The organism is Bacillus sp. LNXM12-1, assembly GCF_003004375.1.
Lineage (GTDB): Bacteria > Bacillota > Bacilli > Bacillales > Bacillaceae > Bacillus.
In genome coordinates this window covers 14,180-40,941 of sequence record NZ_PVWX01000002.1, presented here as the reverse complement: position 1 = coordinate 40,941, position 26,762 = coordinate 14,180, and the positions used below count along the sequence as shown (strand labels likewise).

The 26,762-nt window shown below is 41.8% G+C and carries 28 protein-coding genes; 5 read left to right on the top strand and 23 right to left on the bottom strand.

Features of this window, described 5'->3' with window-relative positions; genetic code table 11:
* Nucleotides 1–18: 18 nt before the first annotated feature.
* Genes rplI through C6Y07_RS07705 form a run of 3 tightly spaced genes read right to left on the bottom strand, consistent with a single transcriptional unit; the run spans nucleotide 19 to nucleotide 3,413 of the window.
* A complete protein-coding gene (gene rplI / locus C6Y07_RS07715) occupies nucleotides 19–468 on the bottom strand; it encodes a 50S ribosomal protein L9 (RefSeq protein ID WP_034323903.1) in 450 nt (149 codons plus the stop codon).
* Nucleotides 465–2,444: a DHH family phosphoesterase gene (locus tag C6Y07_RS07710; protein WP_060597693.1), complete on the bottom strand. Its 1,980-nt coding sequence runs from the start codon at nucleotides 2,442–2,444 to the stop codon at nucleotides 465–467. The genes rplI and C6Y07_RS07710 overlap by 4 nt, the downstream gene beginning before the upstream one ends.
* Before the next feature lie 30 nt (nucleotides 2,445–2,474).
* A complete protein-coding gene (locus tag C6Y07_RS07705) occupies nucleotides 2,475–3,413 on the bottom strand; it encodes a YybS family protein (protein ID WP_142395337.1) in 939 nt (312 codons plus the stop codon).
* Between the two features lie 302 nt (nucleotides 3,414–3,715).
* Between C6Y07_RS07705 and C6Y07_RS07700 the strand changes: the two genes are divergently transcribed.
* Complete coding sequence (locus C6Y07_RS07700) at nucleotides 3,716–4,642, top strand: manganese-dependent inorganic pyrophosphatase (protein WP_106156507.1); 927 nt, start codon at nucleotides 3,716–3,718, stop codon at nucleotides 4,640–4,642.
* A 47-nt stretch (nucleotides 4,643–4,689) separates the two neighbouring features.
* On the opposite strand, the gene rsiV is transcribed toward C6Y07_RS07700, so the two are convergent.
* From rsiV to C6Y07_RS07685, 3 genes are all read right to left on the bottom strand, one after another.
* Complete coding sequence (gene rsiV, locus C6Y07_RS07695; RefSeq protein WP_106156505.1) at nucleotides 4,690–5,547, bottom strand: anti-sigma-V factor RsiV; 858 nt, start codon at nucleotides 5,545–5,547, stop codon at nucleotides 4,690–4,692.
* A complete protein-coding gene (sigV, locus tag C6Y07_RS07690; protein WP_034660642.1) occupies nucleotides 5,548–6,042 on the bottom strand; it encodes an RNA polymerase sigma factor SigV in 495 nt (164 codons plus the stop codon).
* 149 nt (nucleotides 6,043–6,191) lie between these two features.
* Nucleotides 6,192–6,848 (bottom strand): hypothetical protein, encoded by a 657-nt coding sequence (locus tag C6Y07_RS07685; RefSeq protein WP_106156503.1) that lies wholly within the window; start codon nucleotides 6,846–6,848, stop codon nucleotides 6,192–6,194.
* Nucleotides 6,849–6,932: 84 nt separating this feature from the next.
* Between C6Y07_RS07685 and katX the strand changes: the two genes are divergently transcribed.
* Entirely contained in the window at nucleotides 6,933–8,543 is a 1,611-nt protein-coding gene (gene katX / locus C6Y07_RS07680; RefSeq protein ID WP_411266062.1) for a catalase KatX, read from the top strand.
* A gap of 48 nt (nucleotides 8,544–8,591) precedes the next feature.
* Here the strand turns inward: katX and wrbA are convergent, their stop codons facing one another.
* The 10 genes from wrbA to C6Y07_RS07630 form a co-directional block, all read right to left on the bottom strand.
* A complete protein-coding gene (gene wrbA / locus C6Y07_RS07675; RefSeq protein ID WP_034620302.1) occupies nucleotides 8,592–9,260 on the bottom strand; it encodes an NAD(P)H:quinone oxidoreductase in 669 nt (222 codons plus the stop codon).
* A gap of 18 nt (nucleotides 9,261–9,278) precedes the next feature.
* A complete protein-coding gene (locus C6Y07_RS07670; RefSeq protein ID WP_060597699.1) occupies nucleotides 9,279–9,887 on the bottom strand; it encodes an alpha/beta hydrolase in 609 nt (202 codons plus the stop codon).
* Nucleotides 9,884–10,855: a ring-cleaving dioxygenase gene (locus tag C6Y07_RS07665; RefSeq protein WP_060597700.1), complete on the bottom strand. Its 972-nt coding sequence runs from the start codon at nucleotides 10,853–10,855 to the stop codon at nucleotides 9,884–9,886. Before C6Y07_RS07665 ends, C6Y07_RS07670 begins: the two co-directional genes overlap by 4 nt.
* Before the next feature lie 191 nt (nucleotides 10,856–11,046).
* A complete protein-coding gene (locus C6Y07_RS07660; protein ID WP_106156499.1) occupies nucleotides 11,047–12,564 on the bottom strand; it encodes an ABC transporter permease/substrate-binding protein in 1,518 nt (505 codons plus the stop codon).
* Complete coding sequence (locus C6Y07_RS07655; RefSeq protein ID WP_106073038.1) at nucleotides 12,557–13,522, bottom strand: ABC transporter ATP-binding protein; 966 nt, start codon at nucleotides 13,520–13,522, stop codon at nucleotides 12,557–12,559. Before C6Y07_RS07655 ends, C6Y07_RS07660 begins: the two co-directional genes overlap by 8 nt.
* 212 nt (nucleotides 13,523–13,734) lie before the next feature.
* Nucleotides 13,735–13,974 (bottom strand): 30S ribosomal protein S18, encoded by a 240-nt coding sequence (gene rpsR / locus C6Y07_RS07650; protein WP_008347556.1) that lies wholly within the window; start codon nucleotides 13,972–13,974, stop codon nucleotides 13,735–13,737.
* A gap of 40 nt (nucleotides 13,975–14,014) precedes the next feature.
* Entirely contained in the window at nucleotides 14,015–14,560 is a 546-nt protein-coding gene (ssbA, locus tag C6Y07_RS07645) for a single-stranded DNA-binding protein SsbA (protein ID WP_034660649.1), read from the bottom strand.
* 36 nt (nucleotides 14,561–14,596) lie between these two features.
* Nucleotides 14,597–14,884 carry a 30S ribosomal protein S6 gene (rpsF, locus tag C6Y07_RS07640; protein WP_003215073.1) on the bottom strand — a complete coding sequence of 96 codons (288 nt, stop codon included), beginning with the start codon at nucleotides 14,882–14,884 and terminating at the stop codon, nucleotides 14,597–14,599.
* A gap of 108 nt (nucleotides 14,885–14,992) precedes the next feature.
* Entirely contained in the window at nucleotides 14,993–16,093 is a 1,101-nt protein-coding gene (gene ychF, locus C6Y07_RS07635; RefSeq protein ID WP_034660650.1) for a redox-regulated ATPase YchF, read from the bottom strand.
* A gap of 216 nt (nucleotides 16,094–16,309) precedes the next feature.
* Nucleotides 16,310–16,516 carry a DUF951 domain-containing protein gene (locus tag C6Y07_RS07630; protein WP_012011910.1) on the bottom strand — a complete coding sequence of 69 codons (207 nt, stop codon included), beginning with the start codon at nucleotides 16,514–16,516 and terminating at the stop codon, nucleotides 16,310–16,312.
* Nucleotides 16,517–16,810: 294 nt separating this feature from the next.
* Between C6Y07_RS07630 and C6Y07_RS07625 the strand changes: the two genes are divergently transcribed.
* Nucleotides 16,811–18,130 carry a hydrolase gene (locus C6Y07_RS07625; RefSeq protein ID WP_066031463.1) on the top strand — a complete coding sequence of 440 codons (1,320 nt, stop codon included), beginning with the start codon at nucleotides 16,811–16,813 and terminating at the stop codon, nucleotides 18,128–18,130.
* 15 nt (nucleotides 18,131–18,145) lie between these two features.
* Nucleotides 18,146–18,556 (top strand): hypothetical protein, encoded by a 411-nt coding sequence (locus tag C6Y07_RS07620; protein WP_060597704.1) that lies wholly within the window; start codon nucleotides 18,146–18,148, stop codon nucleotides 18,554–18,556.
* 25 nt (nucleotides 18,557–18,581) lie between these two features.
* Here C6Y07_RS07620 and C6Y07_RS07615 read toward each other — a convergent pair whose 3' ends face one another.
* Nucleotides 18,582–19,637, bottom strand: coding sequence for a YkvI family membrane protein (locus C6Y07_RS07615; protein ID WP_080869565.1), 1,056 nt, complete (start codon nucleotides 19,635–19,637; stop codon nucleotides 18,582–18,584).
* Nucleotides 19,638–19,709: 72 nt separating this feature from the next.
* On the opposite strand from C6Y07_RS07615, the gene yyaC reads away from it, so the two are divergent.
* Nucleotides 19,710–20,336, top strand: a complete 627-nt coding sequence (gene yyaC / locus C6Y07_RS07610; RefSeq protein WP_003215235.1) for a spore protease YyaC — start codon at nucleotides 19,710–19,712, stop codon at nucleotides 20,334–20,336.
* Nucleotides 20,337–20,361: 25 nt separating this feature from the next.
* On the opposite strand, the gene C6Y07_RS07605 is transcribed toward yyaC, so the two are convergent.
* The 6 genes from C6Y07_RS07605 to mnmG all read right to left on the bottom strand — a co-directional run bounded on the left by C6Y07_RS07605 (nucleotide 20,362) and on the right by mnmG (nucleotide 26,751).
* Entirely contained in the window at nucleotides 20,362–21,216 is an 855-nt protein-coding gene (locus tag C6Y07_RS07605; RefSeq protein WP_060597705.1) for a ParB/RepB/Spo0J family partition protein, read from the bottom strand.
* Entirely contained in the window at nucleotides 21,209–21,970 is a 762-nt protein-coding gene (gene soj, locus C6Y07_RS07600) for a sporulation initiation inhibitor protein Soj (protein ID WP_034620351.1), read from the bottom strand. The genes C6Y07_RS07605 and soj overlap by 8 nt, the downstream gene beginning before the upstream one ends.
* 237 nt (nucleotides 21,971–22,207) lie before the next feature.
* Nucleotides 22,208–23,032, bottom strand: a complete 825-nt coding sequence (locus C6Y07_RS07595; protein ID WP_106042772.1) for an orthopoxovirus pf05708 family protein — start codon at nucleotides 23,030–23,032, stop codon at nucleotides 22,208–22,210.
* Between the two features lie 118 nt (nucleotides 23,033–23,150).
* Complete coding sequence (noc, locus tag C6Y07_RS07590) at nucleotides 23,151–24,026, bottom strand: nucleoid occlusion protein (protein WP_034660661.1); 876 nt, start codon at nucleotides 24,024–24,026, stop codon at nucleotides 23,151–23,153.
* A 105-nt stretch (nucleotides 24,027–24,131) separates the two neighbouring features.
* Nucleotides 24,132–24,851: a 16S rRNA (guanine(527)-N(7))-methyltransferase RsmG gene (rsmG, locus tag C6Y07_RS07585; protein WP_034660662.1), complete on the bottom strand. Its 720-nt coding sequence runs from the start codon at nucleotides 24,849–24,851 to the stop codon at nucleotides 24,132–24,134.
* Between the two features lie 13 nt (nucleotides 24,852–24,864).
* Complete coding sequence (mnmG, locus tag C6Y07_RS07580) at nucleotides 24,865–26,751, bottom strand: tRNA uridine-5-carboxymethylaminomethyl(34) synthesis enzyme MnmG (RefSeq protein WP_066031461.1); 1,887 nt, start codon at nucleotides 26,749–26,751, stop codon at nucleotides 24,865–24,867.
* Nucleotides 26,752–26,762: the final 11 nt, after the last annotated feature.

Below are 26,762 nucleotides of genomic sequence, written 5' to 3'. Positions count from 1 at the left end.
GACGGGTTCTTTTCTGCTTTATGCTTGTTCTGTCACATGAACCTTTAACGTTGCTTGTACCTCTGGATGAAGCTTCACCGGTACATTTGTGTAACCTAATGCACGGATGGCGTCATTCAGCTCGATTTTGCGCTTATCGAGTTTGATTTGATGATCTTTTTGTAATTTATCAGCGATTTGTTTGCTTGTAATCGATCCAAACAGACGACCGCCTTCACCTGATTTTGCAGTGAGCTCCACTGTTAACGCCTCAAGTGTCTCTTTTAGTTGCTTCGCTTGTTCAAGCTCTTGGATGGCATTCTTTTTCTCTTTGTTTTTCTGCCCTTCCAATGCGCTTAGGTTCGTTGGATTTGCTTCAACCGCTAACCCTTGTTTGATGAGAAAGTTGTGAGCGTATCCGTCAGCTACATTCTTGACTTCGCCTTTTTTCCCTTTGCCTTTTACGTCTTTTAGAAAGATGACTTTCATCTTTGAACCCCTCCTTCGAAATATTCATCAATGGCAGCTTTTAACTGCTCTACCGCTTCTTCAATGGTTATACCATACATTTGGGTGGCAGCGTTAGTCAAATGACCGCCGCCATCTAACGCTTCCATGATAATTTGGACGTTGATATCTCCTAATGATCTCGCACTAATGCACACCGTGTTGTCATCTCGTCTAGCGACAGCAAATGACGCTTCTACCTCACTCATTGACAACAGAGAATCAGCCGTCTGGGCAATCGTAATTTGATCATAATACTCCGAGCTGTCTGACGGCAATGAAGCAATCGCCACCTGATTTTGATACAAATCTGTATGTTGAATGAGTTTTGCCCGTTTGATGTAATGATCAACTGTCTCTTTTAGGAATTTTTGCACAAGGACAGGATCTGCCCCCTTCGCACGAAGATAGGATGCTGCATCAAACGTTCTTGATCCCGTTCTCAGCGAGAAACTCTTCGTATCCACGATGATCCCTGCGAGAAGCGCAGTAGCTTCAATCATGTTAATACGCAATTTCTTCGGCTGATACTCTAAAAGCTCTGTCACAAGCTCTGCTGTGGATGAAGCATACGGCTCCATATAGACAAGTAATGGATCACGGATAAACTCTTCGCCGCGTCTATGATGGTCAATGACCACGACATTTTCAATCTTATTGAGCAGTCGTTCTTCCATGACGAGAGACGGTTTATGTGTATCCACGACCACAAGCAATGTATCATCCTCTGCAAGCTCCATGGCTTCCTCTGGGGTGATAAAACGTGACCAAAGATCTTCATAATTCTTAATCTCACTAATCAAGCGTTGAACACTGTCACCAATCTGGTTGGCATCAATGACAATATAGCCTTCTTTCCCATTGGCCTGGGCGACCTTTAAAATTCCAATTGATGCACCGATCGAGTCCATGTCTGGGAACTTATGCCCCATGATCATGACATTTCCGCTTTCAGATACAATTTCTTTTAAAGCATGAGAAATGACTCGTGCGCGTACACGTGTCCGTTTCTCCATTGGATTCGTTTTCCCGCCGTAGAATTTCACTTTTCCATTTGGCTGCTTAATGGCGACCTGATCCCCGCCTCGTCCGAGGGCAAGATCAAGACTCGACTGCGCAAGTGCCCCAAGCTCTTTTAAAGAAGGAACGGACGCTCCAATCCCGATACTCAGAGTAAGCGTCGCACTATGCGCCCCTGTTTTCTCACGGACCTCGTCTAAAATGGAGAACTTCGACGCTTCCAGCTCTGCTAAAATGCTCTCATTTAGAACCGCCATAAATCGTTCAGACGAAATTCGCTTCAGGAAAATGCCATATTCTTGTGCCCAATTGTTTAACAGCGACGTCACTTCACTATTAATGGTGCTGCGCACCTGATCATCAAGACCTTGCGTGACATCATCGTAATTGTCTAAAAAGATATAAGATAACACCGTTCGTTCATTTTCGTACTGTCTTTCAATCTGCACTTGTTCCGTGACATCAAAGAAATATAAAAGGCGCTCTGACCGTTTAATAATGACTTTGAATTTCCGGTCATTCAGCGTCACATTTTCTGTCTCGACCTCTTGTTTAATAAGAGGCACAACGGACTCGAATGTATCATACAAAGATCTGCCGACAAGCGTGCTTTCATGAAAGCACGAAGCGAGAAATGGATTTGTCCATTCGATATAATACTGGTCATTAAACAGCATAATACCAATTGGCATTTCCATTAATGCTTCTTCTCCAACCTTTTTGACTCGATAGGATAATGTTGAAATATATGAATCAATCTCTTTTTGCACTTGCGTATCTGCCCACTTTAAGAAGTAGAGCACACCTGCAAGAACGAAAAGACCAACCGCTCCTATGATCCAATTATAATAAAGGTTGAGGAGGACTGTGACCACCGCAAGGACAATCAAAGCGATGATCGGATACTTGATGACAGGTTTTCTATAGAAGCTTGGCACTGATATCAACTCCTCAACATTCAGAGTGAATTATTTGTTTTTTACTTTCTCTCTTAAATCAAAGCCTATGTCAGCAATCCCTATAATACGCACAATCACACCGACTGGCGGATAGAGAACCCCTAACACGATAGCGAAAATGGGCACCGCTTTTGAGATGCTTTTTTCGTGGCAATAATAGAAGATAAAAGAAAATCCCTGAATAAGCACCAGTATAAATAAAATTTGAAAAGCACTCGTTTGAACAAGCCATAAAAAGCTGCCTTTTTCCGTCCGAATCAGCATCAAAAGCAGTGTGAGTAAATAATACCATACCATGCTTTTTGGCAGCCGCATATCCTTAAATTTCTTCAAGACCGGCATGTCTTTGACAAACCGTTTGATCAGAGGCTGCACGAACCAGTGATTCACGAACGCCAGCAATGTGACACCAATTAACAGCGCTACAGGCAAAGCACTCAATGCAGCATCCTGCATCTCTCTGAACTGCTTCAGCTGCTTCGCAATGTTCTGCTCAGAAGCGCCGGATTGCTTTAAGACACTCTCTAACATCGGAATCATTTGTTCAACCGACTCTTTCGCGATACCCATGATATCGACTTGAAAAAGCTGAACACTGACAATAAAGGAGATAAGAAAACTGAATAAATAGATCAGCGCACCTGTAATGATGGCATTCCCAGGCTGCCTTCTGCTGTAGAAAACACCCATGCCTAATCCGGCAGCAATCAGAATTGGCGCACTCATGAGTCCAGCAAGAGACCCAATTAAAAAGCTGATCACTATCCCAATAGCGCCAGCAGCAATTCCTTTTTTCAAGCCGTGCCTGATTGTATAGAGGATAATCGGTATCGGAGCAGCTAGAAAGAAAATAATGGATAATAGCGGCACATACATATAAAACAGCATCATGACAGAAAAAATACTGATCATGATAGCGCCCTCTACTAACGCTTTTGTTTGTTTCACACCTTCACCTCTATCCAATCCTTTTTCTATATCTTGCTCAATGTGTCCTTCTATGTATACGTACGATGTAAGCTACACCATGTCTTACCCCAACCTTTATTTTACCATAGCGGCAAATCGCAAGTAAAATGCAGGCTATCTTAGGAGCGTTTCACGTGGAACACCAATATAGATTCGTACATGCAACTTTTCAATCAGCATGTTACAATTTTTTAGATTATTCTTAGCTATAAACCCTGAATTCAAGGTCAAAAGCTGTTAGAATAGAAACATCATCAATAAATGTAAGAAGGAGAATTCACATGGGAAAAACACTCGTATTCGGACACAAAAACCCTGACACAGACACGATTTGCTCTGCTATCGCTTACGCTGATCTGAAAAACAAAATCGGCGTTCAGGCAGAAGCGGTCAGACTTGGAGAAATCAATGGAGAAACACAATACGCATTAGATTTCTTTAAACAAGAAGCACCTCGTTTCATTGAAACAGCTGCAAACGAAACAAAGCAAGTCATTCTTGTCGATCATAACGAATTCCAACAAAGTGTAAGCGATATTGATCAAGTACAAGTGACTGAGGTCATTGACCATCACCGTATTGCCAACTTTGAAACAAGTGAACCTCTATACTATCGCGCTGAGCCTGTTGGCTGTACAGCAACAATCTTAAACAAAATGTACAAAGAGAACCAAGTGAAGATTGAAAAAGAAATCGCTGGTTTGCTTTTATCTGCAATCATTTCTGATTCCTTGCTATTCAAATCCCCAACATGCACACAGCAAGACATTGATGCTGCGCATGAGCTAGCTAAAATTGCAGGGGTAGATCCAGAAGTTTACGGCCTAGACATGCTGAAAGCTGGCGCTGACCTAAGCCAAAAAACGGTTCAAGAATTAATTACAATTGATGCAAAAGAATTCGCACTAGGCAATAGCAAAGTGGAAATTGCGCAAGTTAATACAGTAGATATCGCGGAAGTAACAGCAAGACAGGCTGACATTGAAGCGAAAATCAATGAAGTCATCGCAGCGAAGGGTCTTGATCTATTCGTTCTTGTGATCACAGACATCCTAGAAAATGACTCCCTTGCTCTTGCACTCGGTACCGAAGCTGAGAAAGTAGAAAAAGCATTTAATGTCACACTTGAAAACAACACCGCTTTACTAAAAGGTGTTGTATCAAGAAAGAAACAAGTGGTACCTGCACTAACAGACGCACTTTCTTAATCAACACAACAAGACTGCTGACATGTTCAGCAGTCTTTTTTCTTCTTTTAATGAATGTACATATCGCTGACACGAATATCCTTTAGCACACTTGTTGGAATCGTGAATTCAACTACACCCATGTAACCAGGTGCCACATCATATTCATTAAAGGAAATCACCAGTTTGCCTTTTGAATTGATATAGAAGCTTTGATCCGGCTTAATTTTCTTAAATGGATCCGCCATATCTTGCTTGCCAATCCAGTAAATCTTATTTGAATCCTCTTTCATCTGTTTCTTCATTTGATCTTTAATATTTTCACTAATGACATCTATATACCGATCATCTTTAAACAAGCTTGGTAATGTAATCAGTACATGATTTTTCTTATCCACCGTATCATATGTCATTTCCTCTGCCGCAGAAGCTTGAGTCGTCACCTTGTATCGACCTAACGAGAGAATTTGGTCATTGTTCGTTCTCACTTCATATCCGCTCTCTACACTTAAATGACCATTTTTATAACCCTTTGTTTCCTTTTCAAAATCTTGATACAGCTTTTTGTTTTCAGCTAAATATTTTTGATTCAGGCTGTCTTGTAATTTTCCGTCCCCAAGCCCTGAAACGTGTGGTGTTTTAAGGTCAATATTCGTTCCTTGATCACTCTTTTTAAATTCTGTGAATGTCACGACTTTCACCAGCTCGCCAATGACAGGCACCTCTGAAATGGCTCTTGCCGCCTGTGGACTGACATTAACAGTCGTGACAAATAGAGCAGCCGCAGCAACAAGTCCGATGGTCCATTGCTGAAAATGAGGTTTTTTGTTTTTTCGTTTCAATGTCCGTTCAACCATAGCATCATATTCCGGTGGAATAGGGATTTCTAAATATTCCTCTTTTAACTTTTCCAAATGCTTATCCATTTATATTTCCTCCTGCGATAATTCTACTTTTAAAAGCCGCAACGCCTTATATAATCTTGTTTTGATGGTGTTTTCGTTTTCTTCGAGAATATGGGCGATGTCCTCTAATTTTAAATCTTCAAAGAATCTCAAAATGATGATAACCCGGTACATCTCAGGCAAATCCTCTAGGGCTCGTCTAACATCTTGATCCTCATACACATCTGACTCACCCTTTGACAAGAATTCGAGTGTGTCATCATCTGTCACTTGCACCCGCTTCTTTTTTCGTAAAAAGTCTAGGGCAGCGTTCACCACGATTTTATAAAACCAGCTATGCATCTTAGTCGCATCCTCTAATCGGTGAACAGATTTGAGTGCTTTATGAATCGCCTCTTGAACGACATCCATCGCATCCTCTGGGTTTTTGACATAACTATAGGACAATCGATAAAAACTGTGTTTATGCTCCATTACGTAATCAGCAAATTGATCCTCAATCTTTCGTTTCTTCATTTTACAAAGAGCTCCTTTATCTTAAATGCGCATCGGTTATTTCTTACAATGGATAGACGCGCGCCTTTTGAAAATAGTTTGCGCTCGGTTATTTTTTTAACATGTCATCCCATTTCCGTTTCTATACAAAAAGAGCGAACCAGACAGGTTCACTCTTTCAAAGCAGATATTGTTTGATGGACAAACTGTTTAAGTGGAGAAAGCGGATGAATGATCGGAACGCCTGTCTCCTCTTCCATCTGCTGTGCCGCATGAACCATCGATAGCTGCATCACGCAAATATCTCCGCTTTTTTTCATACATCTTCTAAGTTGCTTTTTGATTTGCTCCTCATAAGCCTGCATATCACCATTTAGGCAAAGGTGAAAGACATCCTCCATCACCATAACTTCTGCATCAATCTGTTTGCCGTGCTCTTTTGCATATGATTTAAGCCGCTTCATCGTCCCTTCCACTGTATCCGGGTTTGAAAACACAAGTTGAAGAGGCCCTTTTCCCTGACAAATCAGCTCAAACAACGGTTCATCGATCGGAACAATCGGTTGTTTAAAAAGATGCTGCTGATTACCCAAAACGGCAATGTATTGTGTACACGTGAGCAGAATGAGATCGGCTTCATCTTCTTGCATCAGTTTGTTGATGACATAGGCTTGCTGCTTGTGTTGATCAAAAGTGGGATCTTGTGTAGCGCGTTCTATAAATGATGAATCGACCGTGTGATAAAGCGCAATATCGGTATCGCCAAAAACATCTTCTATATATGACTGATTGGACGGATGGGCGTGAAGGCAGTGTAATCGAATCATCAGGTTCGCTCCTCGTGAAAGTTTTCAATCATTATATCAATCCTTGTATGAAATAGGGAGCATGATGACCATATTGTTAGGGAGATATTGAAGGAGGGATTCGAATTGAAAGAAAATCAACACCCTAAGCCATCTTCAGAGTCAGAAGACACTTTAACCAATCGGCAAGGTCATCCCGTAACAGACAATCAAAATATGAGAACCGTTGGGAATAGAGGACCAACTACGCTTGAAAACTACGATTTCCTAGAGAAAATTAGTCATTTTGATCGTGAACGCATTCCTGAACGTGTCGTCCATGCGCGCGGGGCCGGAGCTCACGGTTATTTTGAAGCCTATGGCACATTCGGTGACGAACCCATTTCCACTTATACAAGGGCAAAATTATTTCAGGAAAAAGGAAAAAAGACACCTGTTTTCGTTCGTTTTTCTTCTGTGATTCACGGCGGTCATTCACCAGAAACATTGCGTGACCCTAGAGGATTTGCGATTAAATTTTATACAGAAGAAGGCAACTGGGATCTCGTGGGGAACAACCTCAAAATTTTCTTTATCCGAGATGCTTTGAAATTCCCTGATTTGGTTCATGCCTTTAAGCCTGATCCTGTCACCAACCGTCAAGACGGCGAGCGTATTTTTGACTTCGTCTCGCAATCACCTGAAGCGACGCATATGGTGACATTTCTCTTTTCACCATGGGGCATCCCAGCAACCTATCGGCACATGCAAGGCTCAGGTGTCCATGCCTACAAATGGGTGAACCATGAAGGAAAAGCAGTGCTGGTCAAATATCACTTTGAACCGAAGCAAGGCATTCGCAACCTGACGCAAGAACAAGCTCAAGCGATTCAAGGAGAAAACTTTAATCATGCCACACAGGATTTGTATGAAGCCATTGAGCAAGGAGATCATCCTGAATGGGAGGTATATGCACAGATCATGGAAGATGATGTCCATCCTCACCTTGACTTTGACCCGCTTGATCCGACAAAGCTTTGGTACAAGAATGACTATCCATGGAAACCGATTGGACGAATGGTGTTAAACAAAAATCCAGAAAATTATTTCGCAGAAGTCGAGCAGGTCGCCTTTGGGACTGGCGTTCTCGTAGACGGTTTGGATTTCTCAGATGATAAGTTGCTTCAAGGGCGCACCTTCTCCTATTCTGACACGCAGCGATATCGTGTGGGGCCAAACTATTTACAGCTGCCGATCAATGCACCGAAAAAGCATGTGGCCACGAATCAAAGAGATGGGCAAATGGAATACCATGTCGATCAAGGCAAAGAGCAAAACCCTCATGTGAATTATGAACCATCGATCCTCGGCGGATTAAAAGAAGCCAAGCAGGATGGAAAAGATCATACGCCTTTTGTAGAGGGTGACGTCAAACGAGAAGCCATTGACCGCCCGAACAACTTTGGCCAAGCCGGAGAAACGTATCGCCGCTTCAATGATTGGGAACGTGAGGAACTGATTAAGAACTTAGTCAACACCCTTGCGACCTGTCAAAAAGACATTCAAGAGCAAATGATCGAAAACTTTACAAAGGCTGACCCTGATTACGGAAAGCGTGTCGCTGATGGCTTAAAAGCCTTCAAACAAGAACAGCCAAGCGGACCTATAGGCTCTACAGGCGCCGCACAAGCCGTGGACGAAGCGATTAACAACAGCACACCATCAGATCCTTATTAAATAAAAAAGAATGCAGCGCCTAGGCTGCATTCTTTTTGTATTCATCGATTAAGCGTTTTGACCCTTTTTGATCCATTCTGCTACATTGACTGTACGTTTTGCTTGATGTTTTGCAGCAGCTTCTGCATCCTCTTGGATCTTTCCGTTTTGGTCAACAGTGACACTCACGCCATAAGGGTTGCCCCCTGCACCGTATAACGAGTCATCTGTGTATCCAGGAGCGGCAATAATCGCTCCCCAGTGGAACATCGTTGTGTAAAGGCTAAGAATGGTCTGTTCCTGCCCGCCATTTGGGTTTTGTGCAGAGGTCATCGCACTCACTGCTTTGTTTGCTAATTTCCCTTGGAACCATAAGCCGCCAGTTGTGTCTAAGAATTGCTTCATTTGAGCCGGTAGGTTACCAAAACGTGTTGGCATGCTAAAGATGATAGCATCTGCCCACTCTAAATCACTTAATTGAACCTCTGGAACATCCTTTGTTTCGTCTAAATGTGCTTTCCATGCTGGATTTGATGCTACAACTGCTTCTGGTGCCAATTCAGCAACCTTTAATACCTTCACTTCTGCGCCAGCTTCTTTCGCTCCAGCTTCAGCCCATTTTGCCATCTGATAGTTTGTACCTGTTGAACTATAATAAATAATCGCTAATTTTACGTTTTCCATTTGTTCCATCTCCTTTTGTTTGGTTTGCCCAAAAAGCTTCTGTAAAAATCCCATCTATATTCCCTACCTTCATTAAAATTGACGACGATACCATAATGCCGCAGCATCGACTTCTTCTCTCGTTAGCTGATGCCCGCGATTTTCCCAATGAAGCGTAACTGAAGCGCCTGCGCCTTGCAGCAACTGCTCGAGCTCCTGTGATTCTTCTGGACGGCACATTGGGTCATTTTCACCAGCTGCGATAAAGACTTGTTTCCCCGCTAATGAAGGCAATGAAACCCCGCGTCTTGGGACCATTGGATGATGCAGGATAGCTCCTTTTAACGCATCCTCGTAATGGAATAAAAGACTTCCAGCAATGTTTGCCCCATTAGAATATCCGATAGCCACCACATTGTGACGATCGAACCCATATTCATCTGCTGCTTCTCCGATAAATGTATATAGTTCCTCTGTACGCTCAATTAAATCCTGCTCATCAAATACACCCTCTGCCAAACGCCTGAAAAAGCGCGGCATACCGTTTTCCAACACATTTCCTCTCACACTAAGAACGGATGCGTCAGCATCTACTAAATCGGCAAGCGGCAATAAATCTTCTTCCGTCCCGCCAGTACCATGCAGTAATAACAAAACAGGTCTTTGTTCATTCTTTCCTTTTCGAAAAAGATGCTTCATCATGAATCTCCTTTCCCTTTAATCTCTCTCACATCTATTGGCAGCACAATTTGTTCAATCTGACTGCGCTGCGCCTCATATTGCGGTGGCAGTTTCAATGCTTCACCCATTGTTTCCACTGATTCATCGTGTGCAAACCCTGGAGGATCAGTCGCAATTTCAAATAATATGCCGCCAAGCTCTCTAAAATAAATAGCATTGAAGTAATTTCGATCTTGCACAGGTGTCACTTGATACCCGCTTTGCGCAATATGTCTTTGCCAATCTAATTGATCCTGATCATCTGTCGCTCTCCATGCAATATGATGCACAACCCCAACACCCATACGTCCGCGTGCAACAGGTGTCTTGTTCACATCAATGACATTGCCTATCTCACCAAATGAACGGAATCTTACATAATCCTCTTCTGCTTCAACTCGTTCAAAACCCATTGTTTGTTCTAGCAGCTGCATCGTTTGCTCTGGCTGTGATGTTAATAAAACAGCTCCCCCAAACCCTTTTATTGCAACATCTGGCGTTACGCCATTAAATGTCCAATCATTTTGTTTTCCCTCCGCACGTTCTACTAGCTCAATCAACAAGCCGTGTGGATCTTCAAATGAGAGAAAGGCTTCATCAAAGCGTTCAACCATTTCATAAGAAATATCAAACTGCTCAAGACGTTCCTTCCAGAAAGAGAAAGCGCCTGGCGGTACAACATATGTCGTCACGCCCACTTGGCCAGCGCCAATTTGTCCCTTTTGAGCACCTGGCCAAGGGAAAAACGTGATAATCGTCCCCGGAGATCCTCCTTCATTTCCAAAATATAAATGGTACGTACCTGGATCATCAAAATTAACGGTCTTCTTCACGAGACGAAGTCCTAAAATACCTGCATAAAAATCAACGTTCTCCTGAGGATGCCCTACAATTGCTGTGATATGGTGAATTCCTTCTGTTTTCTTCAATTCTAATGACCTCCTAATCATGAAGTACAAGCCTCTATTCATTATGTCTTTACTGACGTCTTTATATTATCTCGAATTCGAGATATTAAATCAAAAAAATATATTTATCTCGAATTAAGGATATGATGTTTTTAAATAAATGTCAACGGTTTTTGTTTTCCCTTTTAAAAAAGCAGGTCTGCTTTTTACATAACAGACCTGCTCTTCCTTGATTATTGCAGTAATTTTTTCTTTTTTAAATAGGCTTTCGCAACCTGAAATGCATCCTTACCTCTCACATTTACTTCATAATTCATTTCTCTCATCTCATCATCTGTGATTTGACCACCAAGCTTATTGAGAGAGATCTTGATCTCAGGGAACTCAGTTAATGTCTCCTGTCTTAGCAGCGGTGCTCCTTGATATGGCGGGAAAACATGCTGATCATCATTAAGCACCTTTAATTTGTATTCCCTCAATTCACTGTCTGTCGAATACGCATCGACTAAATTGATATCTCCTTTTTGAATCGCTCGATACCGAAGCTTCGGTTCCATCGTCACCACATCGTCAAAGGAAAATTGATAGGTCTTTTGAATACCTAGATACCCATCCTGTCGATCAGAAAATTCTAAGGTGAATCCAGCCTTTATGCGATTCTTGATCTTGCCTAGATCTGAAATATTGGATACATCATATTGATCAGCCAGCGACTGAGGCACGGCTAAAGCATACGTATTGTTGTAAGCCATCGGCTCAAGAAGGCGGAGCTGAAAGGATGATTCCAAACCACGCCGCGCTTGCTCATACACTTTTTCTTTATCTGTGCTTTTCGCTGTTTGTTTGAGGAACTCAGAAATCGCAGTACCGGTAAACTCAGGATAAATATCAATATCACCAGACCGTAAAGCTTGAAAAACAAAGGACGTCTTGCCAAGACCAGGCTTAAGATTGACTTGAATATCCGTATCCTGTTCAATTAAAAGCTTATACATCGAGATCAGGATTTCAGGCTCTGATCCTAACTTTCCACCGATGGTGATTTCTTTCTTTTCTTGTTGAAACAGTAATGGGCCCGCGACAACTGCTCCTGCAATCACAGCAAAAACCGTCACAGAGATCACAGTCTTTTTAAAAGAGATTTTCTCAAAAGTGCGCAGCACCACATCAAATAAGAGTGCGAGTAAGGCAGCTGGTATAGCCCCAATGACAATGAGCGACATATCATTTCGATCAATTCCCAGCAAAATCAGACTTCCTAACCCCCCAGCTCCGATCAGTGCGGCAAGAGTGGCAGTTCCCACAATGAGAACCATCCCGGTTCTGATACCTGCCATGATTACTGGCATGGCCAAAGGCAGCTCCACCTTTAATAACCGTTTGCGGTGATTCATTCCCATGGCAAGCGCCGCTTCTCTCAGGGAAGGGTCGACCTCCTGAATGCCTGTATATGTATTTCTTAAAATAGGGAGTAAGGCATAGACGACAAGCGCAATAATGGCAGGCACTTGTCCAATCCCAACGAGAGGAATCAACAAGCCAAGCAGCGCGAGCGACGGAATTGTTTGCAAAACCGCCGTCACCCCAATCACCCACTCTGCAAGCTTTGGCACCCTCGTTAAATAGATACCTAATGGAATGGCAATCAAAATGGCTAAAAATAAAGCAATAAACGAAATTTGAATATGCTCAAGTAAGGCGTGTCCCAATTGTTCTTTTCGGTCCAATAACACACTGATCCAATCATTCATGTGACTCGCCCCTCTCTCTAGGAGAATCAGCTAAAAACTGAATCACCGCTTGACGATTCACTAGTCCAATTCGCTCCCCGTCCTTTTCTACAGCCAATTCCTCATGCTTTGCCAATTGGGATAAGACATTATCCAGCGTGGCATGTGCTGTGATCACTTCATAGCCTAAAAGAGACTCATGAGCCATTGGTCTAGCCATGGCCTCTAGCTCAAACGCTTGATGTCCCACATGGCGAGCAGCCCCTGAAACAAACTCCCGAACAAAAGCATTGACTGGGTGTTGAACCAATTCCTCTGGACGACCAATCTGCACCACTTCCCCTTCCTTCATGATACAAATTCGATCACCAAGCCTCATCGCTTCCTGCATATCATGCGTCACGAAGACAATGGTCTTTTGAATACGGCGCTGCAAATCAAGCAGATCATCCTGCAATTTCTCCCTCGTTAGTGGATCTAACGCACTAAAGGGTTCATCCATCAGGACAATCTCAGGATCAGCTGCAAGTGCACGTGCCACACCGACACGCTGCTGCTGTCCACCAGATAGCTCTGATGGCTTTCGAAGTCGATACATAGCAGGATCAAGCCCAACCATCTGCATCAATTCATCCACCCGCTTATTGGTCTCATTTCGGCTCCACTGTTTGAGCTCTGGCACCACGGCGATATTTTCTTCAATGGTCATATGAGGAAAAAGAGCAATTTGCTGCAGAACATACCCAATTTCCCAGCGCAGCTCATACATATCATAATCATTTATTTTTTGACCCTTTATGTAAATCTCACCTTCTGTAGAAGAAATGAGACGATTGATCATTTTCAATGTCGTCGTTTTCCCGCTTCCACTAGGTCCAATAAATACAAAAAATTCACCTTTCTGAATCTCTAAATCAACCGATTGAACGGCATAGCGCTCATCAGAAAATTGCATCGATACCTTCTTAAATTCAATCATCTTCCCACGCCCTGACTGCAATTATTTTCTAGACTATCAATATGACAGATTGACCCCGTATTTGTATAGAACAAACTGTCACTTTCTCTCTCTTTTACATACTTCCCCTAGGATGCCCGCCAAAAACAGCTCTAGCCAATTCGGATGAGATTCTTAGTGAAACAAATAAAAAAAGCGAAGAGCTCGAGGCTCTCCGCTTTTAAGTCAACGACTTACTCACCAGTAACGTATGGAAGTAATGCCATTTGACGTGATTTTTTAATCGCTAATGTCAATTTACGTTGATACTTAGCGCTAGTTCCTGTTACACGACGAGGTAAAATTTTACCACGCTCAGAAACAAACTTTCTAAGAAGATCAACATCTTTGTAATCGATGTGCGTGATACCGTTAGAAGTAAAGAAACATACCTTACGACGTTTCGCACGACCGCCTCTGCGTCCACCTGCCATTTGTTTTCACACCTTTCCTTTAGTCAATTTTTCAGATCAATTAGAATGGCAAATCATCATCGGAGATGTCAATCGGTTTACCATCATTCGCAAATGGGTCATCATTGAAGCTATTTCCCTGATTACGATTTTGTTGGTTGCTCTGATTGCCATATGGATTTTGATTTGGTTCATTTCCGAATGGATTCTGATCGTTTTGGCTACCGCCATAATACTGGCCTCCGCTATTGCCACCGCCGCTGTATCCACCTGAACCAGCACCGCCGCTCTTAGGCTCAAGAAATTGAACACTTTCAGCTTGAACCTCTGTCACGAAGACACGCTGTCCTTGCTGATTTTCATAGTTTCTTGTCTGCAAACGACCGTCTACACCGGCAAGACTTCCTTTTTTCAAGAAATTAGCCACGTTCTCGGCTTGTCTTCTCCAAGTAACACAGTTAATGAAATCGGCTTCACGCTCTCCAGATTGATTCGTAAACGTACGATTCACAGCTAGAGTAAACGTGGCTACAGCCGCACCATTAGGCGTGTAGCGAAGCTCAGGGTCTTTTGTTAGTCTTCCGACCAATACAACACGGTTTAGCATATTGAAAGACCACCTTTAAATATATATTTCAATGATTTATACTTCTTCTTTAACAACAATGTGGCGAATGATATCGTCACTGATCTTAGCTAAGCGGTCAAATTCTTGAACTGCTGCAGCGTCAGATTGAACGTTTACGATTTGGTAGAAGCCTTCACGGAAATCGTTGATTTCGTATGCAAGACGACGTTTACCCCAATCCTTTGTTCCAGTGATCTCCGCACCGTTAGAAGTTAACACGTTATTGAAACGCTCGATAACTGCTTTTTTAGCCTCATCGTCAACTGTTGGGCGGATGATGTACATAACTTCGTACTTTCTCATCTGATTGCACCTCCTTTTGGTCTAAGCGGCCCTAAACGGGCAAGGAGCAATAAATTATATTACTCACAATTGTATATTATAACAAATTACTTGGCCTATGACAAGAACCTATACATTAAAACGGAAATGAATGACGTCTCCATCTTTCACTACATATTCTTTACCTTCTAGACGGACTTTTCCAGCCTCTTTTGCAGCAGACATGCTTCCACCAGCAAGTAAATCTTCATATGCAACCGTTTCAGCACGAATAAACCCACGTTCAAAGTCCGTATGAATGATTCCAGCACATTCCGGTGCCTTCATTCCTTTTTTAAACGTCCAAGCGCGTACTTCCTGCTCACCTGCTGTGAAATAAGTAGCTAAACCAAGAAGTGAATAAGATGCTTGAATCAGCTGATCTAGACCTGACTCTTTGATGCCAAGCTCTTCAAGGAACATCTGCTTCTCTTCTCCTTCAAGCTCTGCAATTTCAGACTCGATCTTCGCACAAACGACGATGACTTCAGCATTTTCACCAGAAGCAAACTCACGGATTTGCTGCACATATTCGTTACCGTCATGATCCGCTACTTCATCCTCACTCACATTTGCTACATAAAGAACTGGTTTAGATGTGAGTAAATGAAGCTGTTTCACAAGCTTCTGCTGCTCATCTGTAAATTCTACAGATCTTGCCGATTTCCCAGCTTCAAATGCGTCCATTAGCTTCGACAAAATATCAAATTCAGCTACCGCTTCCTTATCCTTTTGTTTTGCAAGCTTACTCACACGAGCCAAACGCTTTTCAACTGTTTCTAAATCAGCCAAAATTAATTCTAAATTAATGGTTTCGATATCTGACACAGGGTCAACCTTACCTGATACGTGTGTGATGTTATCATCTGCAAAAGCTCTCACCACGTGACAGATCGCATCTACTTGACGAATGTGAGAAAGGAATTTATTCCCTAAACCTTCACCTTTAGAAGCCCCTTTGACAATACCGGCAATATCAGTGAATTCAAAAGCAGTCGGAACTGTCTTTTTCGGCTGCACCAATTCTGTTAGTTTTTGCAAACGCTCGTCTGGAACTTCTACAATTCCGACGTTTGGATCAATGGTACAAAACGGATAGTTAGCAGACTCCGCTCCAGCCTGTGTAATTGCATTAAATAGCGTTGACTTCCCGACGTTAGGTAAGCCAACAATACCAGCTGTTAAAGCCATTCTTTCATCTCCTCTATATCAAACGTGCTCGTTATACTGCGTAATATGAACCTAGAGCAATTATAAGTAGGTTTACATGAAAAGACAAGCTAACCGTTATGCATTATCAATAGAAGAAACATTGCCAAAAAGGATAAATCAGTGCTTTAAAACGCGAATTCACACCTGCTTCTTCTATACAAAAGACGAATTTCATCAAAAAAGCATGAGGCCTACTTAAGCAGTTGGCTCCTCATGCTTGACGAGAATTTTCTTCATTTTTCGTTCAAAGTCTCTTCTTGGGATCATCACGCTGTGCCCGCAGCCTTCACATTTAATGCGAATATCCATGCCCAATCGAATAACTTTCCACCGATTGACACCACATGGATGGGGTTTCTTCATTTCAACGACATCATGTAACCCAAACGCTTTGTCTGCCATCAGCCTTCACCTCTCTTGCTCACTTCATTGAATCTATTGTACAAAAAAACGGCGATGAAGAGCAATGTACAAAACAAAGAACCTCTTTCAATCATTCATCCTATTCTTTTTTATAGAAAAAACCCTTCTTTTAGATCATTTTATTTGTGACCAATAGTTACTTAAACTCCGCTTTTTTTCAATATTGTCACAAACACTGTAGGTCAAAAGGTTTTTATTGGTAGAACGCTGTGGTTTTTCCATATTTTTTGATTTATGATATCTGCATAAATGTTATGTGAGGGAGCAGGTACGATGGTCAATCGAAAGGATAGATTAACTGATAAAGAATATAAAATCATATCCGATCATGCTGGAAACATAGACAATTACCAGCAGCACCATACGATAGAAATAGGTCAGCAAACGCTCACTGTCCATGATTTTCTCAAGGTCGATCATCAATTATATGGTTTAACGATGCAGCCGGAACAATCAGACGAGTTCATCGTCGCTTTTCACTGTCCGCAGCCAAATCAAATGCCGGTGACCTCGCCACAAGATGTACACACCGCGGCACAGTCATTGCTTAAAACGGATTATGCCTATCCCATTGAAAGGAAGTCCCTTGATGGCAATCAAGATCATGTCTTTTTTAAAGGAAAGGAATACATAGAGCAAGTCTGTCAGCAGCATCCAAATGCAGGTATCTATCTCACTGGACAAGCCCTTGCCGGTGCTGTTTGTGCTTATGTTGCAACAGAACAGCCAGCTGTCAAAAAAGCCGTCACCTTTGATAGCCCAAATATATGGAGCAGTCTGTCGCCTGCGATTCAGCAGAAAGCGCAGCAAGGTCAATACACACGGATATTGACTGAATATATTCAACCTAGTCATTATGTAGGTTTACTCAATCGTCATGATCATGGGGTTGGTCAAGTCAAGTATACTGTACCGCCACGGCAGCAAGACGCCATCCAAGAACCCGTTAAATACAAGAAAAGAGAAATTGACACCTTTTTAAAATCAGCTTTTGCGTCTATGAATATAGAATGGAACGAATCCTTTGATACAAATGCTTTTTTAGCTCTTATTTCTGGGAGTTACAAAGTAAATGGGTATTCATTCCACACAGATGGGTCTGCCCGTATTTTAGATGAACAGCTTGATCATAATACAAGTTTTACAGCCATGCTGTTGCAAGAAATCCATTCTGGACGTGCATATGCACAAAGCGGCCTTGAAATTATCATAAAATCCCATTTACTGAAAAATTCATCCTACGATCTCCAAAGCGTGATTGAACATGAAGTACACACTATATTTGAGAAAATCGATGGGATCGATGAAAGTGTAAAAGACGCCGTCCAGCATGTAAAACAGGAGCTCAAAGGACTCGTCGGCTTTGGTCACTATGATTTACTAAGTCCTAGTGATGTGGAAGCACTAGTAGAGGAAGTGAGGATGGAACAACATCATTCCTCCTTTTATTCACACGAAAAACAGCTGAATGCCTTGTACACCCTGAGAGATTACGAACAAGAACTTTCTACCCTTTCAAGACATATGTACACAATGGGTGATGACTACGCCAAGGCAGATAGACGCCTTGCGATGCAAATGGGTATTCATTAAGAAAGGAGTCATCGCATGATCAATCAAAATAAACCTCCTAGTGACGCCCAGCGTTTCTTGCAAAATGTGAGTGCCCGCCGCTCCATGTCTGTATTTGAAAATCAATCGGCACCGCAAACACAGACGCAGTCCCCCGAAGAAATGGCCGCAATTCAGGCCATACGCAGAGAAGGACAGCGAAAGGATCTAAAACGGCTGCTCAAAATGCGGCTTCATGACGAATTAGCAAACACTCGCGTGCACTTGGAGTATCAATTGTCTAAAACCGAAGATATGATCAACCAGACGACCATTGTCAAACAACACATCTCTCAGCATTTAAAAGGACAAGCCATTTCAGAATTAGAGGAACGCCTTCAGCGTCTTAAGCAAATGCCAGTCTATGATGATATCAAAGACGCCATTGATTCTATTCGTATAAAATAAGCACAGCTCTGACAAAGAGAGGTGCTTATTTTATTTTATCAATATAATTTTTAGAGCGGGAAAATATCTTTTTACTTAAAATCGGATATAGCATTAAACAGACAAGCAAATAAAGATTCAGCAAACTATATATCGGATACAAGAAAGCAATCAAATCGGCAAACCCAAGAGATGTTAAAGGCGCCATCAAAAGAAGCATCACCAGCACAACCAGCCAGCGAGGCAATGGTACAAAAGAGAGCATCCGGCTGGATAAACCAAATAAACCTGCCGCTGTCGTCGTATAAATAGCTAGACAAAGGACAACGGTCATAAACACAAACAATGATGTCGGCGCTCCTTCTAATACTGTAAACAAAGGAATGCCTTCTGCTGATAGGCTCCCAGAAATATCAACCAGTATTTCGTTATACACGTACGAGATGACCCCAAAAATCAGGCCGCTTAATATACTCGCCACTTTGGCCTCTCCAAGCCCCTTCATTTCTTTCCCAACCGAAGACAGCACTGCCACCACAGATAATATATTCAAAGAAGCAAAGACAATGCTGGCAGGCCAATTGTACTGCTGCCCAAAATCAATCCGCCACATATGATCATGGTTCATATAATAAAAAACAAACGCATAGATGAGCCCCGCCACCAAAATTGGTATAATGAAAGCATTCACAGATAAGAGCCCTTTCACATCCCAGAAAAAAATCATAAATGAAAACAGACAAAATGCGCCGATGCCAATCCAAAATGGTACATGATACATCTCGAGTGTCACCCCGCCACCGGCAATCATGACTGTCGTTGTCGTGAATAAATAAAGGACAATTAAAACGTCATACACTTTAGCCAGCCATGGACCGACAAGCCGCTCTAGCACTGGCACAAAGTGATCGGCACGTACCTCATAACTGATTTTCAACACCACATAGGTAGACAGCATAAACATCAATGTAAACAGTAGAATGGCTAGTCCGCTATCAATGCCAAAAAACTGCCAAATTTCTTGGCCGGAAGCATACCCCGCTCCTATTAAGCTTCCTAAAATTAAAAGCGTCCACCTTGAACCAGCCTTCCACACAATCATCACCTCATAGGTATAGAATTAAGCTTGTTTCCGTATACTGTTACTAACTACTATGACAAGGAAGTGAGACCTATGAATAGCAAGAACGGTCTTTTTTTTAGAAATAGGGTGAAAGAATACGTGTCCCATACGGATACAAACGCCATTCAACAGCTTAAAAGTATTTTATTCTCGCATCTTCAGAAAGCAGGAAAAAGACCCGTTGCCATCGTTTGTATTGGAACAGACCGCTCAACAGGCGACTCTCTAGGTCCACTTGTTGGTACAAAACTTTCAGGTCTTGATTTGAAAAAGCTTCATGTATATGGAACGCTCTCTGACCCAGTTCATGCGGTCAATTTAAAAGAAAAGCTCGCTGAAATTGAACAAGCTCATAAACATCCGTTTATTGTAGCGATTGATGCCTGTTTAGGAAGAGTGAAAAGTGTAGGCTCCTTCCAAATTGGAGATGGCCCGTTAAAGCCTGGGGCGGGTGTACAAAAGGAGCTGCCAGAGGTAGGAGATATTCATATTAATGGAATCGTCAATGTGAGCGGTTTTATGGAATACTTCGTTCTCCAAAACACACGTCTTCATCTTGTCATGTCTATGGCCAATACACTTTCTGAAAGTCTATCTCACATTGATCAAATGGATTGGACAAGAGAAAAAAGCCGTTCTCTTTTCGCTCCTATTCAAAATATCACTGGGAGAATATAAAAAAGACCATCTCGTATCAAGATGGTCACTCTGATGATTCTCTCGTAGAAAGCAATTCGAGGATTCTTTCTAAATCTTCGTTGGAGAGAAATTCAATCTCAATTTTTCCTTTTTTCTTCTGTTTCTTGATCGTCACTGAAGTGCCAAAGTAGTTTTGTAAGAAAGACTCTCTTTCTTTCAACACTCGATCCTTTGGTGCTTCTTTTTTCTTTGTTTCACGTGGAACATTTTCGTTTAACTGCTGAACAAGTTTCTCAACCTGGCGTACGTTTAACCCCTCATCCACGATTTTCTTTACCAATGGCGCTAGCTTATTTTTGTTTTTCAAGCTAAGCAATGTTCTTCCATGTCCCATCGATAATGTTCCATCTGCAATCAGCTTTTGTACTTCATCCGGTAAAGTCAAAAGACGGAGATGGTTCGCAATATGCGGTCTGCTCTTCCCTAATCGCTTCGCTAATTCCTCTTGCGTCACACTTAGATGATCTAGCAAGGAAGCATAGGCTTCCGCTTCTTCTAATGGAGATAAATCCTCGCGCTGCAGGTTTTCTAAAAGGGCAATCTCTCTCATCAGCGTTTCTGAGAATTCTCTAACGATCGCAGGAATTGTTGTCAGACCAGCTTGTTGCGCTGCACGAAAACGGCGCTCTCCTGCTACAATGTCATATCCTTTAATCGATTTACGGACAATGATCGGCTGTAAAACACCGTGCTGCTGAATTGATTCTTTGAGATCAGACAATGCATCATCATCAAACGTTTTCCTTGGCTGATAAGGGTTCGGACGCAAATCCTTTAATTTGATTTCTTCGACCGTTTCTTCATTTGAGTCTACATGGTTAAATAGTGCATTAATACCCTTTCCAAGACCTTTAGCCATTCGCATCCACTTCCTTTGCTAAGTCTAAATAGACATCTGCACCTCTTGAACGTGGATCATACAAGATAATCGGCTTCCCATGACTAGGCGCTTCACTCAGTCTCACATTTCGCGGAATCACGGTCTGATAGACTTTATCTCTAAAGTATTTCTTCACTTCTTCGATGACCTGAATCCCAAGATTTGTTCGTGCATCAAGCATTGTCAGCAAGACACCTTCAATGGCAAGATCAGTATTTAAATGTTTCTGCACGAGACGAACTGTGTTTAACAATTGGCTCAATCCTTCAAGCGCATAATATTCACACTGTACCGGGATTAAAACGGAATCGGATGCTGTTAACGCATTAATCGTCAGTAATCCGAGTGATGGCGGGCAGTCAATAATCATATAATCATAATTTTGCTTAACAGATTCAAGTGCTCTCTTCAATCTCACTTCACGTGAAATCGTAGGCACAAGCTCTATTTCAGCCCCTGCAAGCTGTATCGTCGCAGGAATGACATCAAGATTTTCGACCTCTGTCGTCTTAATCACATCAAGGACATCTGCATCATCAACTAAAATATCATACACACACTTCTCTACGTCGGCCTTCTCAATCCCAATACCACTCGTGGCATTGCCCTGCGGATCAATATCAACTAACAACACTCGTTTACCTATGTATGCTAAACACGCACTCAAATTAACAGAAGTTGTCGTCTTCCCGACGCCGCCCTTCTGGTTGGTAATCGCTATGATTTTCCCCACGATGTCACCCACTTTCAACTTAACAAGTTTCTCATTTTATTCATACTTCCTATTCTATCAAAAAAAGTATGAAACGTTTGCTTTTTTTGTTTCTCTATTATATATTCGTCAGCAAATATCTATTTTCGTACATGAAAGGACGAACCAAAACGGATTAAAAAATATATCGATATATCTTTTTGGTGGAAAAGACAAGCATAAAAAACCCTCACTTTCATCAAAAGTGAGGGGCACATGTCAAAAATGTAATCCACCAATTTTACGGCCTTCGTTCACAATGACTTTAGGAGTCACTGTATGATAGCTTCTCTTTTTTAAGAATCCATAGGGGGTTTTAATGGTATATGTCGCATGTCCCAAAGCGTCACCTGTTTTGGCATAGGCCTGCCACACAATCTTTGAACAATAAGTCGGGTCCAGTGATTGAATTGACAGGGTGATGGAGTATCGAGCCTTTGGATGAGTTTTCACATAATCGTGCGCCCATTCCCCTGCCAGGTCTGCTGTTTCCTCTTGATTAATCCGAATTACCTTTGTATTGGCATTATAGCGAAACCAGTTAAGAATGGAATCAAGCTGAGGATGCTGTCGAAACCCTGGAATAGAAGCAAAGCTTTTCTCATTAATGACGATACCTGCATGTCCAACGATACCCTTCAAAGCATCAGTACTTGTCACCAATATATCTCCTTTTTTAGGCATAATATCGGTACCAGGATACGGCTTTCCTAAAAGGTGCTTGATGGTGTGCGGCTTTTCATCCGTTACCAACTCATCCTGCTTGTTTTGTTGTAAGCCATAATCCTTCAAATCATCCTCAGCTGAAATCAAGTCAATTGTGTCGTCCTGAGACTCATGCTCATGATTTAATTGCTGTAAAGTGACCTCCTTAGAAACAACACCTTGTTTCTTCAGAACGTTCAGTTCTTTTTTGGCCAGCGGGCTTTCTTCTGCAGGAGCCGTTGGCGAATTCACAGCAAATATGGTTGTTTCATTTGTAAAAAGAGAAAAAGAAAATAGTAAATAACAAATAATAACAAATTTCGTCTTTTTCATTTTCATCGAGTCATGTCACCTCCTTTCTTCTATGAAAATCACATTTTACCAATTTATGAATAATAAGTAAATATAATGTGGAACCAATAAAAAAAGCTGACGAGTGGCTCTCATCAGCTTTTTTCTATTTAGGAATCCGAATCGTTAATTGGATATATTCCTCAAACTCTTCTTCCTCGGTATTTATTTTAAGCCCGCTGTCTTCTACCATATGGAGAGACTGACGAATGGTATTCATCGCAATTCGTGTATCACGACTAAACGCCTTACGTTTTGGCTTCGGTTTGCGATCTGTTTTTTGTTCAAGCATTTTCACTACACGCTCTTCAGTCTGTTTTACATTCAGCTGCTTTTCGATGATTTCCTGCAATAGCGCGATTTGTAATTCTGGAAGCTTTAGGGGTACAAGTGAACGTGCATGCCTTTCAGAGATTTTTTTCTCTAAAATGGCCTGTTGTACCTCTTCAGGCAACTTTAAAAGTCTTAATTTGTTTGCAACAGTTGATTGTCCCTTGCCTAAACGCTGAGCAAGCGCCTCCTGTGTTAAATCATGAAGCTCTAAAAGACGTGCATAAGCATGAGCCTCTTCAATAGCAGACAGCTCTTCCCTTTGCAAATTTTCAATCAATGCCACAGATGCCGTTTCCGTATCAGTAAAGTCTTTTATAATAGCGGGGATTTTCTCCCATTGAAGAGTCTGTACCGCTCTCCAACGTCTTTCGCCGGCGATCAGTTCATATTTACCTTCTTCTTCTGTTGGTCTGACAACAATAGGTTGGATAATGCCATGGGTATGAATCGTCGTGGCCAGCTCATGTATCTTTTCTTCTGAAAAAATGGTGCGTGGCTGAAAACGGTTTGGCATAATTGTGTCGACCGGGAGCTCCTGTATCTCTTCCTTTAATGTATCATGCTCAGCAATCTCTGCCTCTATTTCGGTTTCACGCTCAGGATGTTCTTTGTCACCAAGCCCGAAGAAGCGTGAGAGTGAATGCTTCATGAACCTACACCACCTTTAAAAACTACCTTTTTATAATTCTATTTTCTCATGTTTTTTCCTTCTGTAAAATCTTAAATATTGAAGAAAAACCGACCTTTTACATGATCAACCTTCTATTGGTGATTTATTAGGTGTTCCTGGTTTTCTAGGATATTTTTTTGGTGTTTGCTTTTTCTTTTCAATGACAATGATGTTCCGTTCGCTTTCTTCTAAAGGAAGAACAAAGGAATGCTTTTCAACAACCTCTCCTCCGAGGACAGTAACAGCTTTTTTCCCTGCTTGCATTTCTTCATCAGCGGCAGATGCTTTTAATGCAACAAACAATCCTTCCTTTTTTACAAGGGGCAGACATAGTTCGCTCAAGACGGATAAACGCGCAACCGCTCTAGCAGTGACAAGATCATAGCTTTCACGCTTTTCCTTACGTTGTCCAAACGTCTCCGCACGATCATGATAAAAAGTAGTATCTTGTAAGTTTAACCCTTTTGCTAACTCATTGAGAAACGTAATTCGTTTCTGAAGAGAATCAACAATGGTTACATGTAGATGAGGGAAGCAAATTTTAAGAGGAATGCTTGGGAAACCAGCACCAGCTCCAATATCACAAATCGTCGTCACTTTGTGAAAATCAATAAAAAATGCTGCTGAAATTGAATCATAAAAATGCTTTAAATACACTTCTTCCTTTTCAGTAATGGACGTTAAATTCATTTTCTCGTTCCATTCTACAAGCATGCGGAAGTAAGTTTCAAATTGTTCAAGCTGCACAGGAGAAAGAGTCATCCCTTTCTCCTCTAGTGCTGCTGTAAATTGTTCAATGTTCATGCCGACATCCTTTCTATTCTGCTATCTTCGCAATACGTCCCTGCTCTAAATATACTAAAAGGATAGAAATATCAGCAGGGTTAACGCCTGAAATACGAGAAGCCTGTGCAACAGAAAGCGGTCGGACTTCTTTCAGCTTTTGTTTCGCTTCAGTTGCAATCCCTTTGATGGCATCATAATCAATACGATCAGGAATCTTTTTGTTCTCCATCTTTTTCAGCTTTTCAACTTGTTGGAGTGACTTTTCAATATATCCTTCGTATTTAATTTGAATCTCTACCTGCTCACACACATCAGAAGGAAGTGGTGTTTCAGCAGGAGCTAACGTCACAACAGATTCATAGTTCATTTCTGGACGCTTCATCAAATCACTTGCACGAATACCGTCCTTCAGCTCACTTCCACCAAGTGAACGAATAAATTCTTGTGTCTCTGCTGTAGGTTTGATGATGACAGAATATAAACGTTTTTTCTCTGCTTCAATGGCTTCTTTTTTCTGCTGGAATGTCTGGAATCTTTCTTGAGAAATTAATCCAATATGATAGCCAAGTTCAGTTAATCTTAAATCCGCATTGTCATGACGAAGAAGCAAACGATACTCTGCACGGGATGTCAAAAGACGGTAAGGTTCATTTGTTCCCTTTGTGACAAGGTCATCAATGAGAACACCGATATATGCATCAGATCGGCTTAAAATGACTTCTTCTTTACCCAATGCTTTTCTTCCTGCATTAATACCTGCCATAATTCCTTGACCTGCTGCTTCCTCATAGCCAGATGTACCATTAATTTGGCCCGCTGTATATAATCCAGAAATTTTCTTCGTCTCAAGTGTAGGCCACAACTGAGTAGGCACAATTGCATCATACTCAATGGCATATCCCGCTCTCATCATTTGTACATTTTCGAGCCCTGGGATGGTGGAAAGCATGCGCTGCTGTACATCCTCTGGAAGACTTGTAGACAATCCTTGAACATACACTTCCTGCGTATTACGACCTTCTGGCTCTAAGAAAATTTGATGTCTCGGTTTGTCATTGAAACGAACCACTTTATCTTCAATGGAAGGGCAGTATCTAGGACCAGTTCCTTTAATCATACCTGAATACATTGGAGAACGGTGAAGATTCTCATCAATAATTTGATGTGTTTCTAAACTCGTATATGTTAACCAGCATGGCAGTTGGTCTGTAATATATTCAACCGTTTCATAGGAGAACGCCCGCGGAACATCATCACCTGGTTGAATTTCTGTTTTACTATAGTCAATCGAGTGACTATTCACTCGAGGAGGTGTTCCTGTTTTAAAGCGAACCAAATCGAATCCTAACTCTGCTAGGTGATCCGATAATTTGATTGATGGCTGCTGGTTATTAGGACCACTTGAATACGATAGATCCCCTAAAATAATGCGGCCTTTTAAGAAAGTCCCAGTCGTTAATACAACAGACTTCGCACGATAGTTTGCTCCTGTTTGGGTAACGACACCTTTACATTCATCATCTTCTACAATTAAATGATCCACCATACCTTGAAGCATTGTCAGGTTCGGTTCATTTTCCATTGTTTTTTTCATTTCATGCTGATATTGGAACTTATCTGCTTGCGCTCTTAACGCACGGACAGCAGGTCCTTTCCCCGTATTCAGCATGCGCATTTGAATATGCGTCTTATCTATATTTCGTGCCATTTCTCCGCCCAGTGCATCAATTTCTCTAACGACAATCCCTTTTGCAGGACCGCCTACGGACGGATTACATGGCATAAAAGCAACCATATCGAGGTTGATAGTCAATACAAGTGTTTTAGCGCCCTGTCTTGCAGAAGCAAGAGCAGCCTCAACCCCAGCATGACCGGCACCCACGACGATTACGTCATAATTGCCAGCTTCATAACCCATTTCTTATGTTC